The organism is Pleomorphochaeta caudata (genome assembly GCF_055395745.1).
Genome location: NZ_AP042458.1, coordinates 3,095,580 through 3,112,897, shown reverse-complemented (window position 1 = coordinate 3,112,897; position 17,318 = coordinate 3,095,580). Strand labels below are relative to the sequence as shown.

The 17,318-nt window shown below is 23.0% G+C and carries 10 protein-coding genes; 5 read left to right on the top strand and 5 right to left on the bottom strand.

Features of this window, described 5'->3' with window-relative positions; all coding sequences use genetic code 11:
* Window positions 1-19: 19 nt before the first annotated feature.
* From ACZ5RS_RS14240 to ACZ5RS_RS14230, 3 genes are all read right to left on the bottom strand, one after another.
* Window positions 20-2,194 (bottom strand): AlbA family DNA-binding domain-containing protein, encoded by a 2,175-nt coding sequence (locus ACZ5RS_RS14240; RefSeq protein WP_464636557.1) that lies wholly within the window; start codon window positions 2,192-2,194, stop codon window positions 20-22.
* Window positions 2,195-2,699: 505 nt separating this feature from the next.
* Complete coding sequence (locus ACZ5RS_RS14235) at window positions 2,700-3,608, bottom strand: hypothetical protein (protein ID WP_464636555.1); 909 nt, start codon at window positions 3,606-3,608, stop codon at window positions 2,700-2,702.
* Window positions 3,601-5,055, bottom strand: coding sequence for a DUF3696 domain-containing protein (locus tag ACZ5RS_RS14230; protein ID WP_464636553.1), 1,455 nt, complete (start codon window positions 5,053-5,055; stop codon window positions 3,601-3,603). The genes ACZ5RS_RS14235 and ACZ5RS_RS14230 overlap by 8 nt, the downstream gene beginning before the upstream one ends.
* A gap of 1,524 nt (window positions 5,056-6,579) precedes the next feature.
* Here ACZ5RS_RS14230 and ACZ5RS_RS14225 point away from each other — a divergent pair.
* Window positions 6,580-8,880, top strand: a complete 2,301-nt coding sequence (locus tag ACZ5RS_RS14225) for an AAA family ATPase (RefSeq protein WP_464636552.1) — start codon at window positions 6,580-6,582, stop codon at window positions 8,878-8,880.
* On the top strand, window positions 8,867-9,109 hold the full coding sequence (locus tag ACZ5RS_RS14220; protein ID WP_464636550.1) for a hypothetical protein: 243 nt from the start codon (window positions 8,867-8,869) through the stop codon (window positions 9,107-9,109). The genes ACZ5RS_RS14225 and ACZ5RS_RS14220 overlap by 14 nt, the downstream gene beginning before the upstream one ends.
* 260 nt (window positions 9,110-9,369) lie before the next feature.
* Here ACZ5RS_RS14220 and ACZ5RS_RS14215 read toward each other — a convergent pair whose 3' ends face one another.
* A complete protein-coding gene (locus ACZ5RS_RS14215) occupies window positions 9,370-10,119 on the bottom strand; it encodes a PDZ domain-containing protein (protein ID WP_464636548.1) in 750 nt (249 codons plus the stop codon).
* Window positions 10,120-10,205: 86 nt separating this feature from the next.
* Window positions 10,206-11,024 (bottom strand): hypothetical protein, encoded by an 819-nt coding sequence (locus tag ACZ5RS_RS14210; RefSeq protein ID WP_464636547.1) that lies wholly within the window; start codon window positions 11,022-11,024, stop codon window positions 10,206-10,208.
* A 1,019-nt stretch (window positions 11,025-12,043) separates the two neighbouring features.
* On the opposite strand from ACZ5RS_RS14210, the gene ACZ5RS_RS14205 reads away from it, so the two are divergent.
* The 3 genes from ACZ5RS_RS14205 to ACZ5RS_RS14195 all read left to right on the top strand — a co-directional run bounded on the left by ACZ5RS_RS14205 (window position 12,044) and on the right by ACZ5RS_RS14195 (window position 17,209).
* Window positions 12,044-13,771 (top strand): 2-oxoacid:acceptor oxidoreductase subunit alpha, encoded by a 1,728-nt coding sequence (locus tag ACZ5RS_RS14205; protein WP_464636545.1) that lies wholly within the window; start codon window positions 12,044-12,046, stop codon window positions 13,769-13,771.
* Entirely contained in the window at window positions 13,761-14,621 is an 861-nt protein-coding gene (locus tag ACZ5RS_RS14200) for a thiamine pyrophosphate-dependent enzyme (RefSeq protein ID WP_464636543.1), read from the top strand. The genes ACZ5RS_RS14205 and ACZ5RS_RS14200 overlap by 11 nt, the downstream gene beginning before the upstream one ends.
* 332 nt (window positions 14,622-14,953) lie before the next feature.
* The gene (locus ACZ5RS_RS14195; RefSeq protein WP_464636542.1) at window positions 14,954-17,209 is read left to right on the top strand and encodes a KAP family P-loop NTPase fold protein; all 2,256 of its coding nucleotides are present in this window, start codon (window positions 14,954-14,956) and stop codon (window positions 17,207-17,209) included.
* Window positions 17,210-17,318: the final 109 nt, after the last annotated feature.

Below are 17,318 nucleotides of genomic sequence, written 5' to 3'. Positions count from 1 at the left end.
TTTAGGGGCAAATAATTTATTATTTCCAATTTGATAATATGTAAGTTGAAGCTTCATCAATTTCTAATTTCTGTACAGATGCAGAAAATCTTATAAAAAATAATTTTTCTTTATTTTCTGTAATAAATATTGGTTTCGGTGATTTTTTGATTTTAATTATTGCATAGTCCTTTCCAGATTCTTCTTCAATATTATGTTCAATATATGTAAAAATAGTTTTTGAAAAGTATTTTATCAATAAATCATTAAAATAGAGTAAAAACCCATCTCGATTTTTTTTCTTAAAAGTTGAATAATCTTTTTCTAACCCAATAATAGTTCCATCATCAGAAATACCTATGTATAGAGTTCCTCCTTGTGAATTTAGAAATGCTGAAATAGCTTTTATTACCATAAATTCCATGGTTTTGTTTATTTGTCCTTTATTAATGTCCCAACGTAAAGTTGATTTAAATTCAACAAGATTATTTTCTCCATTTTTTATTTTCAAAATTTCGTTTTTTTTGTCTTCTTTTATTGCTTCTAAAGTTTGCTTGTTTTTTAATTCTATAAAATAAGTATTTTCAATTTTATATTTATAAAAAATATTAGGATTTTTAGAAATAACCGAATAAATATTAGTTTTTATTTCTCCAGATTTTGAAAGATGTTTTATTACATCATTAAGTTTTAAAGTAGGACTTTTAGAAGAATTTATAAATTGAATGATTTTATTTTTTAGAATTTCTAATTTATTATTTCGTTTCATTTCTTTTATCTTATAGTTTGCATCAATAGAAAAATAAGATTTATAACGATTTTCCTTTTTAATTGTTTTCTTAAGCATTGGGCATTTATTAAATTTGGTATTACAGTAAGCTGTAGAATAATTAATATCATAATTTTCTAAAATTTTTTTTAATTCATATATTGTAAATTCTTTATTGGGGTATTTAATATTTATTTTATATAAAGTTTTGCAAAAATCATTCATAGAGCTTTGTCTTGTTGCTTGTTTCTCAAAATCCGATTGTTGATAATTATTTCCCCACTCTGTTAATACAATAGTTTTACTTTTTGTTATTATGAATTTATCTTTATTATAAGAAATGATAGAATAAATTGAAGAAATTTTTATTTGAGGACGTAAATTAGTAATATATTCATTTATTTCTTTAATAGTGCTAGGCCTATTATAATAATGTAATGCTTTTATAATTAGTTCAATAATTGTTGATGCATTAAACTTCCAAATTGTTAATCCCCAATTACCCGTCTTTCCTACCGGAGTAAATTTATCATCTGAGACTAATTGGTTTTTAAGGGAATTTGTACAACTTTTTAAAGTCATATCTTCTTTTACTAATCTATGATTTATTTCTCTCCAAAATGTTTTATAATTCATTATTTCTTGGTTTTCTAATAAAATCCTATATGCCCAATCACTTAAAGATTTTAACTTTGTAAATTTTAATTGATAGAACGTAGAATCCTTAGTAGTAATTTTTTCTATATCTGTTAATAAATTTATAGCATTTTTAATATAGGTAATATCTACTTTTTTGTTTTTTCTTTTTATATAAACAACTAAATCAAATAAATTTATTGGATCGATTTTTGTTAATAATAATTGATACATTTGCTTGCAAGTATAATTTTGAGTTTGATAATTTATTTTATTATTAACTATGAAATATTCTATATTATCATATTGATATTTTTTACATCCAATTAGTATAAGAAGAAAGAATAAAATATTTTTTTCTTGTTTAGAATGAATTATTATATTTTTAATTTGGCAAATATCATAAATTTTTGATTCATTTAATAATGTTTCTTCTAAAATAAGTTTTTTAAATGTAATAAAGTTTTGAAGAAGCCCATCATTTATTTTATATTCTTTTTTATTTTTATTTATATTATCTCCAGATAGAATTTTTATCATTGTATTTAAATGGTGATTTTGGATTTGTCTAATTCTTTCTCTTGAATTATCATAATAAACACCTAAATCTTCTAGAGTTCGAAAAGGTTCATCAAATAATTCAAACCTTTTAAAAATAATATCTTTTGATTTAGTATTTGCTAAATATGTAAAATAGTCTTTGGTAAAACGGCTAATATCAGTTAAAAAAGATCCTGTTATTTCAACAGGAAGAATTGTTTGACAATTAAAAGAATTCACCATCGTATTAATTTCTACTTTATTTTGCATATTATTACCTCAATTTTTTTTTAATTCCACTTTTTGAAAAAAACAACAGTAGTTTCCTTATTAATATAATGTATAGCTTTTCAATAATAAACAGGTGAATTGTAAAAATTTTAACTTATTCAATTTTTTATACACCCTAGAGCCTATTAAACGTGTATTTGTATTGGAATTGGTGTACCAATGCATTTCTTGACAATCTATTATGATCCTTGCAATTAATTATTCTAATTTCTTATTTATAAAGGAGATATATAGAATTTATTTTTTTTATATTAAGATGTTTCTCTTTATTTTTTTAATCCCTATAGTTTAATCGTATAATAGTCGACCTTTCTGAAGGGGAAAAGTGTAGATTTCAAAATTAATAAATTAAGTATTAACCTAGGAATATAATTTCAACATGATTTAAAATGTTATTATAATATTAAATTATATTTGCACTACAATTTATTTGCTAAAAAATAGCATATATAGTTTTCTTAGTTAAAATATAATCAGGAAACTCCTAATTATATTGTTTTTTTTCTTCAAAATATTTAACCACTTTTGATTCGATTTTAGAATCATCAAATTCATTATATGCATGATATAAATGACTATCCTTTATAGTTGAACGAAAAATAACATTTCTTCTTATTCCTTTTTTATTGTAATAAATATAAGTAAATTTATCCTCACCTTTTATTCCAATAGCTTCATTTAATAAGTTATCACATTCTGACTCAGTTTCAATTAATGGAGATGCACAAGCATTTTGGGAGATTATCTTACCTAAATTCTTATTCAAATATAATTCCTCTATAGTATTTACATGTAGTAAACTCATTAAAAATTGTTCACATTTTGATTTATTATGTTTAGGATTCATTTCAAATTTTTTTAATGGAGTGCTAATACAATATGTTAATTCTGATACTTTAGTACATATCTTTAATTCTCTATATAATTTAGATTCATATATTTGTATTTCATCATTATGAAAACTTGAACATGAAAATAATACAATAGCATCATTAGAAAACCATATATTATTTAATATTTTATTCCAATAGTCTTTTGAAGAAATACTACCATGATATAACTCATTATTAATATTCGAATTTTCAAACAAATCTATTTCTTTGATATTTTGTTTACCTTTATTTATTAAAGATAAGGATAATTCATAATCCGCTATTTCAGAATAGAATTGAAACAATTGAATTTCAATATCTTTATAATCTTCAATATTATTATAATAATTTATAACAGATGATACTAATTCATCAAAATATAATAATTGGCATTTATGTTTAATTGCTTCTCTAATAAAAATTGTAAACTCTTCAATTCTTTCCATGCAATCATGAATATTATTTTTTAAATATTCTCTATTAAATATAAGCCATGATGGATCAAATAAAATATTAGTCATTTTTTTTTCTCTTATTAATTTGAGCCTTAATTATTTTTTTATATTCTGAGTCAATTTGATTCATAAAGTCTTTAGGCCATTCATTGAAATTCCCCATATTATTAATTTCAATCTGTTTAAATTCACCTTTAGAATGGTTTTGTTCAACAAAGATTAAATTCACATTTTTAGAAATTTCATCATTTAAATCTTCAACTATTCTTCTTCTCATTCGTGTTATTAAATGATCGCTATGGGTTTCAATTATAATAAATTTATTTTGCTTTGATAAGCTATATAAAAAATCAAATAGTTTTGCTTGTACATTAGGATGTAAATGGATTTCAGGTTGTTCTAAAATTAACATTTCACCTTCTGCCATTCTTAAACCTTGTATTACAATTGGTAAAACTTGACAAATTCCAAAACCTACATGGGTTATTGGAATTTTTTTATCATTTTCTGTTAACATAAAAATTTTAGTCATTGCATTCCCATCGAAACTGTTTGTACGAATACTTTTTGCCATTCCAAATATATTACAAATCCAATATCGTACAGAATTAATAAGTTGAATGTTAGTTTCTTTAAATTTTAAAGTATCAATTTTTTCATAATCTGTTTCTATGAATTTATTTACCTTATGCTTATCTTTTGCTTCTCTTTGTAATATTTGTACAGCGAATTCACCTTTTAAACCAATTGATTTGCCAATTTCATCATCACTAAAATAATATTTATGAGGTTCATCTCTTAGAGGTCCAATATATGAAATCTTATTAAAATAAAACTTTAATTCATTAAAAATACTATTTGTTAAGCGCGAAAACATAATAAAATGAAACATTGATTTTTGTAAATAATTATTATTTGTATAAAGTGAATGAGGTTTAAGATTATTAAATTTGATTTGCCCCTTGATTTTTATATCATTCTTATCAAAATTAATATTTTGCTCAAAACTATTATTTCTAAAAAAAATATCACTGTTATTACAATGGCACTCATAATTTACTGAATCAGAAAGTTTAATTATTAAATAATCTTCTTTTTTAGTTTGTTTTAATGATATTCTACAAGTGTCTATTATTATTTTTTTGTTTATTTTTTTTAACGAATAAAAAATTTCAACTCTATAATCGGCTACATATTTAAATCGTTTAAGCTCTCTTTTTGTATAAAGATTTAGTTCTTTAGCTTCGAAAGAAAACTTAAACATTAATTTTCGTTGAACATTATTATCGGTAATTATATTATCAAATTTTCCAAGATCAACATAAGGTTTATTTAATTTTAAATTTGTTTGAGATTCATCGAAATCTGATTCAAGTGTTTGTTTAATCATTAATATGAATTGAATAAATGATGTTTTACCTATGCTATTTGCGCCAGTTAAAATGCTTATAGGTTTTATCTCTAAGTTATCTAATTTTTCGATAGATTTAAAATTTTCAATACTAACTTTCATATTCCCTCTTATATTTAATAGCTTAAATATTAAAATTATCACTTTTATAAATATTATCCATTAACATTTTTTCCATTTATTATGTTAATTCTTTGATAATGTTTTCCATCTTCGGTTACAATTGGTTAATCTTTAATAATTACAGGAGGGCAAAATATGTATATAGTTGATATTTTTATTTTATTCCAAAAATTATTTATATATCATTATTATTGGGTTCCATTGCATGAATTTTACAACTATTTTGAATTTTTTTCTAATTTGCCAATACGTTCTACTTGCGAATCAGAAAATTGATTTGGATGTATTTTCCTAAAAATATCGTTTTGTATATTCATAAGCCTCTAGTGTATTTAGTTTCTATTTTTAATTTACATAATATTAAGAACTAATTTTCTTTTTTATGTTTAATATTCATTATTATACAACTTTATTTATTTTTATTCAAAACAAATAACACTTAGTGTTAAATTTAAGGACCTTTGAGTTACTTTTGGTAAGAAGTTTTGAGGTAGATTAGTTATTGTTATATAAAGATAGTTTTGCTCCTCTTTTACTAGTAATCGTGTTATTGTCAATACACCATTAAAGGGTAATCGAGTCAATTAAATAAAGAATGTTTACATGATGTAAAAGAAAATTTTTTAAAATTGTCACTTGTTCTTTTTGTTTTCATATAAATTATTTATTCTCTCTCAATACTAATCTAATTTTAGTATTGATTTGATGGAAATTCTGTGTATTTTTTTTCAATATATGATTCTTTAATCACTCTAATAATATTAAATAAATACACATGGTTCTCGGTTGCCATTTTATAAATGTTTTCTATATGTGAATTTAATTCTTGAAAATAAAGCTACGATATTTATTTTCTAAAACCTTAGGTCATTCGTCTTTTACATGATCTTTACATGTATAAATACAATTACTACAATTATTATATGTTTTCTTGGACAATTTAAGTTGTCTTACTCATAGTTTTTAGTAAAAGTTTTCTAAATTTTCAATCATTTAAGAAATGACTATATTAGGTCCAAACTATTTTAAGCTGCATATGAAATTTTAAATCTCTAGATATAGTAGAAGGGACTCTATTAATTCCTTTAGCAAATTGTTAAAAAGATTTTTTGCTAGTAAGCCATATATTCAGTGTCTTTTATTAGAAGTTAAATGCTTAAAGCTATTATTCATGATTTTATTCCTCTTTGTTTTGAATAATTAACAAAACACAAAAAACAGTAATAATAAAAATTGTAAAATCATATAAATTTAGAAAATAAGAGTAAAATAAACAAAAAAACTAAAACCTAATTTTATAATACAGAATGCAATTATATTCTTTGCAACATTTATTACAACCAAATATATTAAAAAAATAATCCATGGAGGTGCATTAGATATTTCAATTAATAATTTTTATTTAGTTAAGTTTTATAACTATATCTGTTATTGTGAAATTAAAAATTCATGCTATAATTAATATTAAATAACTAACTTAAAATAGTATATAGGGAAAATAGCTTGATAAAATTTGATTTACATATACATTCTTATGCGAGTAAATATAAAGAGAGTGATGGTATTGTTGATGATTCAACGGAAAATAATTTATATGTTTTGTTTGATAAATTAATTCAAAATGATATTAAATTATTTTCGATAACAGATCATAATAGATTTGATGTTGAATTATATTTAGCTGTTGATAAATATATTGAAGAACATTATGTGCCAATTTCTATAGTTTCCGGAGTTGAGTTTGATGTACTAATTGAAGAAGATAAAATACCCTGTCATATTATTACGATTTTTAATACAAATAATGATATTTTAAATTATAAAAAAATTGAGAATGAAATTAATAGAAATAAAAAAGTAGGTATAAAAGAATATTATTCAAAAAATGAATTTAATATTTTACTATCAGAAATTAAATTAGATGTTCTTTTAATTGCAAATCAACAATCAGATTTATACAATACTAGTTGTGGGAGAACTCGGTCGTTATCAGATAGTTGTGAAAATCCTGAAGAGTTAATTCGGTATGGTTATATTAGTGCATTAGAATTTCAAAAAAATAAAGTTGAAGGAATTTTATTAAATAACTTAAAAAATCTTGAGAAGCATATAGGTCTTGTGTCTGGTAGTGATTGTCATACTTGGGAATGTTATCCACAGCACGATAAGACTAGAAAAGCCCGAGACTCTTGGTATTCAGAGGCGCAAATTTTACCTACATTCAAAGGTTTATTAATGGCTTTTTCTTCTCCAGATACAAGATTTAATAGATATACCTCATCACAGAGTACTTTTATTGAATCTATAGAAATTAATAAAAAAGTAATTAATTTGACAAAAGGTATAAATGTAATAATTGGTGAAAATGGATCTGGAAAATCTACATTTCTTGATATAATTTATGATAATTCCAATTTGCAGAAATTTGAAAAAAAAATAAAGGCTGATAATGATATTAAAGTTAAAAAAAATGATTCTTGTAGTATAAAATATATTAATCAAAACAAAATAATTAATTCTTATCATGATAAAAAATTATTGCGTGAAAAAGCAAATTTTGAAGAATTAGATCATACAGATTTTATAAGTAAGTATACTAATTTTGCAAATCGTATTTATAATATTATAAATAAAAATATTGATTTAAAATCATCATATGATAAATTAAAGTCAGCCAAAATTGAAATTCAAGATTTTGGAAATATTACAACTTACTATATTCATGCAAAAACCGTTACTAGTAATTTTACTGAAATAGACAATTTTTATAATAATGATAGCGTAAATCTTAAATTATTAATTGAAAAAATTAGAACAATTAAACAATCCAATAATTTAGTTAAATTCTATACTTCAATAGATGAAATAGAAATTAAATTACAAGAAATGTTAGAGTATATAAATAAAAAATATTATGAAAAAGAGTATGAAATAAAATTAAGAAATATTATTTATAATAAAATAGATGATTATAATTCTATAATTAAAAGTAAAGAAGGGACTAAATCTCAGGCTCTTATTCAATATAATTCTGATATTTTTATGTTTAATAAAAAAATAACTGATTATTTAAGAAAGAATTTAGAGGATAGAAGTTTTCCTATAATTCCTAAAAATATGAGTAATATAAAAACAAACTCATTGAATGGTTTCGAATTTCAAAATGTTGCATTATATGATGATAATTTTTGTATAGAAGATTTTTATAAATATTTGTTTGTGAAAAATTACCAAGCTAAAGATCAATTATTAGAAATAAATACAATGAAAATTTTTTCAGAAGCGGTTAAGAATTGTTCAGATAAAAGTAATATACAAAAAGTATATAATGTAAATATTAATAAATTTATAAATGATTATACAACTGATTCATATAGATATATACAAGAAATTTCAGCAAAAGAAAAAATTGGTAATACTTTAGGAGAATTGTCGTTAGCATATATAAAATTTATTTGCCAAGAAAATGATATTGATGTTCTTTTGTTGGATCAACCTGAAGATAATATTTCTAATAAAAAGATTGGTGATTCAATTATTAAATTATTAAATGAAAATAGAAGTAGAGAGCAAATGATTATTGTAACACATAATCCTTTGCTTGTTGTAAATTTAGATGCTGATAATGTAATTTGTTTAAAGAAAATAAATGATGAAATAAAAGTAGTATCGGGTGCTTTAGAATATGAAGATGAGGATGTAAATATTTTAAATACTATTGCTGAAACTATGGATGGTGGAATGAATGCTATTGAGAAAAGGTTAAAAGTATATGAATGTAATTATAAAAATGAAAAAGAGTGATAAAATTTATAAGTTGGAAAATTTAAAAAATGGAAATATAGTTGAAATAGTAGATAATTATATTTATGCAGAATCAATTTTAGAATTATTAGATTTTCATGTTGATAACAATTATAAATTTGAATTAGATGAAGACATTGATGCTGAAAATGATATTATAAAGGCTTTTAAAGATTTTTTTACAAAATTGGTTGATGAGATAAATAAAATACAGATTTCTGAAAATTAATATATTGAGAAGATAAAATATTATTTCATTTATTTAAGAAAAGGGAATTAAATTCGTCTGTGGGGCAAGTGTTTTGTCGAAGAATCTAATCTAGATTATAAATTTTCTTTTTTTTATTCCGTCTTAGATTAGTTGTTTAAGTGTTGAAAGATAATCAAACTTTTTCAATAAAATTGCAAAAAGTTTATAGAGGATATGCTTTTTTTTAATTTATCCTATAAAAAAACATGGTTCAGCAACTACTAATAATAGCCTTATTTCTAAAAAGATATAGTAGTTGTTTTTAAAATCCCATTTCTTATATATTTAACTAAAATTGGAGAGTTTTCATCAATTTGTGCTATTATTTTATAATAAGAATCTGTATCAAATATTTCAGTCCCATTTATACCAACAATAATATCATTCAAAGCTAAGTTTGCATAAAATGCGGGGGTTTTCTCCCATATCGTTGTGATTAATATACCTGTGTTACGTTTATATTGTTCTCTTTGATTTTGTGATAAATCTATTGCAATAAATCCTAAGGGATTTGCTTTTATGATTACATTAGGTGTATTAATGAAATAATATACATCGTAATCATAACGTTTAATATTTGAAGAATATACTCCATAACTATTTGAGTATATGTTATTTATTGTATTAGTGTAATTCTTATCATATATTACAATTTTTGCGCCTTTTGAAATAGCAATTCCTTTAAGCTCACTTTCAATTTCTTTTTGACCTATTGAAGCTCCATTAAAATTTGATTTTCCAATGCAGAAAAAATAATTTGATTCTAAAAAGTTGAATTCAGAAATAATATCATCTGTATAATAAATAATAGGTTCTTCAGATTCTTCAAGAAAAGCTTCTTTCTCGATAGTAGATAAATCTTCTTCTGATAAGAATGGCTTATAAAAATCGCTAATAGGTGTATTTAAAGTTGAGCAACTAATTAACCCCAATGTAGAAATAAATAATAAATTAATAACAATAAAATAATGACTAAATTTTTTTCTCATTAAAAAAATATATCACGATTTATTTTGCAAAGCAATAAAAAATATTTTTAAAAATATTTATACAAACTTATCAAAATTTTTAATGATTATTTATAAATATGCTTAATAGTTTTATTTTCTACTATCTTTTTTATTGGTTCATAATAACAGTTATTAAAGCTTTTGCCCGCAGAAAAATGCCAAGTTTCTATTAATAAATATTTTTTATTATCAATTTCAATATTTCCAATAGCTATATTTTCATTTGTAGATTGTTCCCATTTTATTGGACTTGTTTCAAATAGATTGGAGCCAAAAGTATCTGATAAATTCATTTTAATTATTAAATCAGGATCTAAAAGAGATATTTGTTTTTGATAGTAGTTCTTTGTACATTTGCTTATCATTTTTCTATATTTTTTCATTCTTTTTATATCGGATACAAATGAAGTCTCAGATGGATTATCAAATTTTGAATAATTTATTAGTGCATAACTTATTCCTTTTTTTTTAGAAAAATTATTTTGTCCTATCCACGAAGCATATGGCATGGAATTATAACTACAATTCTCATTGTTTAATCCGTATGTTAAATATAGCATTCTTGCATGAAATTTATCTTGATTTACAGTATACTTACCTTGTCCTCTTGTATCGTTTGCTAAAATTCCTTCATACATTGTTTGAATATAATCTTGACCATTTATATTTAATGCTTCTTTACCTATGAATAATATTTTTAAAGATTGTTGAGTGTAATAAGGGTAAAATCCATCAAAATTTATTTTCTCAGTATATGCTTTTTCTTCTTCTTTAATTGCTATATTCTGTAATTCATTTTCCAGATCTTTTAATATATTTTGATTTTCTTCCCATAAATTAAGCTCTTCTTTTGGGTATATTTGTTTAGCTTCTTCTAAAGCCATATATGTGCGAGGGGGGATAATTTGTTTTTCAATTTTTGAGTTTTTTATTCATTAAAAGGTTATTAACCTTTTAATTTGTATGATTCTCCTAAAATTATTATTTTTAATTGTTTTTTTTTAACATTATTTTTTATAATATATCATTAATTTCTATTATACAACTTAATTATTAGCATTATAAATCTGGGAAAAGCGTTTAGTCTCTAAAAAATTTAAAACTCGAACTAAGTTGTTAACTCCTTAATAGTTGATTGTTGATTAATCATTATACTAATAGGAGTCAGGAGTTTAGTGATTTCTAGAATCATAGGATAAAAGATTCTTTCATTGTTAGCTTTATTATAAGTAAATTTTTAGTCTAAATTTGGAAAGTAATATAAAATATATGAGCAGTGAATAATCCAATTATTATTATAGATAAATTAAGTTAATGATTAATAAAGTATATTAAAAATAATTGTAGTTAACTTAATTAAAAAATGTTAGTAAAATGTATAAATTATATTTTTAGATAGAGAAAAACTCTAAAAAGGTGTATTATTAAAGATATAAATACTTTAAGCATAAAAAATAATGTAAATAGAGGGGTGTTATTTTTTATGGAAAGTAATAATATTTTTTATTTAATTATGAGATAAAATTGTTTTTTATTACTTTAGGTATTTAAGGACAAAAATAGATAAAAACTTTTATAAATGATTTTTGTGTTTTACTTATATATCTGTTCTCACTCCATAATTATATTATCTATTTTTTAATATTAGAATTAATACAAGAAAAAATTGTTAGATTCAAAAATTTACTACATATCTATTCTGTGATTATAAAATCACTCTTTCAAATATCATAAAGTTCTTTACTCTAGTGAATCTAACACATAAAAGAGAGTATTAATAAAATTTATTAATTACTGTATTAGGATCAATCCTATTAAATAGAGAATTAGAAATTAATTAGATAATAAAAATTTCTAATTTTGCAAAAGGTCTAGAATGATTTCTTCATTCTGAGAGGTGTTTATGAATAAAAAGGAAAATTTATTTTCAAAAGATGTTTCTATTGTTTTATGCGGCCAAGCAGGGCAGGGTATAAAAACTATAGAATTAGTTTTAGTTCATGTTTTAAAAAAGAGTGGATACAATGTTTTTTCAACAAAAGAATATATGTCTAGAGTTAGAGGGGGAAGTAACTCAACAACAATAAGAGTCTCTGATAAAAATGTTAAATCCATGAGAAATAAGATTGATATTCTTATTCCATTAGATGATCAAGCTATAGATCATGTTTCTGATAGATTGAGTGAAGATACTATAATTTTAGGTGATAAAGAATTATTTAAAGATGATAAATATGAAATAGTGTCCATTCCTTTTGCAAAAACAGCAAAAGAAATTGGAAATAAAATTTATGAAAATATTGTTGCTTGTGGTGCTATTTTGGCTCTTTTTAATAATGATTTAGAATTTTTAAATGAATATATAAAAAATAAATTTAAAACTAAGAGTGAAAATATTATAAATGATAATATTGCTGCTGCAAAAAAAGGGTATGAATTAGGAAAATATTTGTATGATAATTCTATAGTTAGAATTGATATTGAACCTGATTCTAAAATAGAAAATGATTATTTCTTAAATGGAAATGATGCAATTGGTTTTGGAGCATTAATGGGTGGTTGTAATTTTATTTCTTCATATCCAATGTCTCCTGGTACCGGTGTATTAACATTCTTATCTGAACATTCTAAGGAAATGGAAATAGTAGTAGAACAAGCTGAAGATGAAATATCAGCTGTAAATATGTCAATTGGAGCTTGGTATGCTGGAGCTAGAGCCCTTGTTACAACTTCAGGTGGTGGTTTTGCTCTTATGGGCGAAGGTATTAGTCTTTCCGGTGTATTAGAAACCCCAACAGTAATTCATTTAGCACAAAGACCTGGTCCTGGAACTGGTTTACCTACTAGAACTGAGCAAGGGGATCTTGAAGTTGCATTATATTCAGGTCATGGTGAATTCCCAAGAATTATTTTAGCACCAAGTAATATTGAAAATGCAATAAAAATAACAGCTGAAGCTTTTAATCTTGCTGATAAATATCAGTCTCCTGTTATTATTTTATCTGATCAGTATTTTTTGGATACTTTCTATAACACTAGTAATTTAAATCTTGATGTTAAAATAGAAAAACATATTATAAAAACTGAAAAAGATTATAAGCGATATGAGATTAGTGATAATGGCATTTCAAAAAGAGGTATCCCTGGTTTTGGAAAAGGCTTAGTTCGTGTTGATAGTGATGAACATGATGAAGAGGGTAGAATAACTGAAGAAAGATCTGTTCGAGTTGCTATGACAGATAAGAGACTTAAGAAATTAAATCTAATAAAAGAAGCAGCAATTGATCCAATATTTACTGGTTCTAAAGATTATGAAACTTTAGTTATAGGCTGGGGCTCAACTTATAATGTTATAAAAGAAGCTTTAGAAGAAGTTGATAATAAAAAGATTTCATATCTTCATTTTGAACAAGTTTATCCTATTAGTAGCAAAGCAAAACCATATTTAGAGAAAGCAAAAAATATTATCATTATTGAAAATAATGCAACTGCACAATTTTCTAAGCTTTTAAAACTTGATACTGGGATTGAAATTAAGAATAAGATATTAAAATACGATGGAATGCATTTTTATCTAGAAGAATTGATCAATAAGATCAATGAATTAGCAGGAGAAAACAATGAACAATAAATTTACAATACAAGGCCAAGATATAGCTTGGTGTCCTGGCTGTGGGAATTTTTCAATATTAGATACAATTAAAACTGCTCTAGATGAACTTTCACTAGAAAAAGAAAATATAGTTATGGTATCTGGAATTGGACAAGCTGCCAAAATGCCACAATATATTGATACTAATTTTTTTAATGGTCTTCACGGACGAGCTTTACCTGTAGCAACTGCAATCAAATCTTCTAATCCAAATCTAACAGTAGTTGCTGAAAGTGGAGAGGGAGACATGTATGGAGAAGGTGGTAATCATTTGATTCATACGATTAGAAGAAATGTAAATATAACTAATATAGTTCACAATAATATGATTTATGGGCTTACAAAAGGTCAAGCTTCCCCAACAACACAAAAGGGTATGAAAACAACTCTTCAAATATTTGGTGTAACAAATGAACCTTTTAATCCAATGGCTGTTGCAATATCTCTTGGTGCATCATTTGTAGCTAGAGCTTTTAGTGGAGATAAAGAAAAAACAAAAGAAATAATCAAAAAAGCTATACAGCATAAAGGTTATGCTATTGTTGATATTTTTCAACCATGTGTTTCTTTTAATAAGATTAATAGTTTTAAATGGTATAAAGAAAATACTTATTATTTAGATGATGATTATGATCCAACTAATCAAGTTGAAGCTTTTAGAAAAGCTTTAGAAACTGAAAAGTTCCCATTAGGCGTCTTGTATATAAATGAGGATCGTAAAACTTCATTTGAAGAGAATTTAATAGCTTATGAAAAAGATAAAACACCTATAGTTGAAAGAAAAAGAGATTTAAATTTGGTTAAAACATTATTAGAAAAGATGAAGTAGTAAACGTTTATATTTATTAGTAAAATTAAGGGTTATTTTCTATATTACATAGAGAATAACTTTTTTTGTTACTTTTATTAGGGATAAACTTATACTTCTCAAAGTAAAAATTTTTGTTTAGTTCAACTATGATGAATTTACTATGGATAATATGACTATGTGTTGAGAAAATTTAGTCACTATAGTTGAAAGTGAATAAAAAAGGGTGAATATATTCACGTTTAAAACTTTTTTTATAAACAGAATATTTTTCTTTAAATCATTGTAAAAAGTTTTTTTGTAAATTACTTTTATTCATTATATAATATTATAAAAATAATTAAGGATATTCTATGTTTAATAATGATAAGCCAATAGAGAATTTTGAAAATGATATTTTAGGAAGGAATAGATTTGTAAAGGATGTAACAAAAGCTTTAATTAATTGGGAGAAAAAAGAACCTCTTGTTATTTCAATTTGTGGAACTTGGGGAAGTGGAAAAACATCTGTATTGAATATGATAAAACAAGAAATAAAAGAAAATTCTGTTAATGAAATTCCTTATACAATAATAAATTTTAATCCATGGTCTTATTCAAATCAAGGAAACCTTTTAGATAACTTTTTAGATGAATTTGCTTTGCAAGTAAAAGGTAAAAATAAAGTTACTCTTTATAAAGAAATAATTAAATATAAGAAAAGTCTAAGTTATATACCAGAAATAAATCAAATTAACGCTATTTTTAGTAATACATTAATTGTTTTGATGGTATTAAATAGTATGTTTATAAATTTAAATAGTAGTAAAATAATTTTTTGGATAATTGCAATAATATTCATTTTTATCAATATTCTATTACCAATAGTAAAAATTAAATTAGCAATATGTTCAAAAATAAAGAGTATAGAATCAGAGTTATTAGTAAAATCTCCAATGGAAATGAAAAATAAAATTTCTGAAGAAATAAAAAACTCAAAAAATAAATATATTATAATAATTGATGATATTGATCGATTGGATAAAGAAGAAATTCAAGAATTGTTTAAAATGGTTCGAAATAATATAGATTTCCAAAATACGATTTTTTTATTAGCTTATGATAGAGATATTGTATCAAAAAGTCTTTGCGTTCAAGAAGGTATTAATGGTGATAAATATTTGAATAAAATTATCCAAGTTGATTTTTGTTTACCTGAAATACAGAGAGATTTATTAGATCAATATTTTTTAAGTTCATTTGAGAAATCGTTAAAAAGTTTAGAATTAGTTAACCCTAGTCAATTAAATAAAGAAAAATTGTTAAAACATCAAGATATTATTATAAATGGGATTTTGCCTTTTATAAAAACTATTAGAAATTCTAAACGTTTAATTAATAGTTTTGAATTTTATTTGAACATGAGTAATAATAAAGGAGTTCTAGAATTGAATCCAATTGATTTATTAGGAATTGAAACAATTAGATTGTTTGAATTTGAATATTACAATTTTATTAAAAATAATGAATCATTATTTCTTGGGGCTTATTTTAATTCTTATGATCAAAATGAAGAAGATAAAGATGCATTAGCTCTTTTTAATAAGAGTTTGGAAGATATTCCGATAAATAACAGAATAGAATTGCTTGAGTTATTAAAGTTGTTATTCCCGTATATACGAAAAATAAAATCAATATCATATTATAGTGATACTTCTGATAATAGCCAATTGCGAATATCAAATTATTTATTTTTTAAAGCATATTTTAATTTTGTCCCTGGTGGAAATGATAATATGCTATGTGAATTTGAGTTGAAAAAATTAATTGAATTAAGTAATTCTTATAACTCTCTTATAAAATATTTTGAAACTTTAAAACATCAAAATAAATTTAATTCTTTGCTATCAAGGTTGCAAGATCAGTCAATAATTAATGATTTATATCACAACTCTAATTTGGAAATACTTATTTTGGCTTTTTTTAATTCTTTATCAGATATAAAAAAGAAAGAATATAAAACTAATTTATTGCAACAACCTATATATATAAAATTATTTGTTTTGATTCATAGTTTATTTAGTAGGACAAAAAATTTTGAAAAAAATTATTATCTTATGAAAAATATTATTAACAAATCGGACTCAATTTTCTGTTTGACTTATTTTATTGATGAGTTAGAAAATCGAAAGGATTTAATTAAAGTTGTTAATGAAGATCAATTATCTATGTTAAAAAGACAAATGGTAAATAAGATTGATGGATATAGTGAATTCCTATTAGATGATAATACAATGAATTTCATATTGCTTAAATGGAAAGCTTGGGGAAATTCAGAAAAATATTATGATTTTATAGTAAAAGTAAAAACTTATGACAATTTATTTATTAAGTTTTTTAATCATTATGTATTAACAAAAAAAGGGTATAGCATGGGCAATTCAATAAATAAGTATGAAGAAAAATATTTTGATTATCAAGATATAGATATACATATCCCCATTGATTTTATTTATAAAAGAATAGAAAAACTTTATAATTTGCCTAAGTATGAAAAGTATAAATATAATTTTGATTTATTTCGAAGTAATTTTTATGAAATAAAAAAGAATGGATTAAAAAATAATTGAAATTATTTTTTTAAGAAGTATAAAGATTTATTTTTAAATTTCTTAAATCATTTATTTATGCCAGTTAATTAATCATAGTAATATAGAAGTAGGGAAATTTTAGATTCCT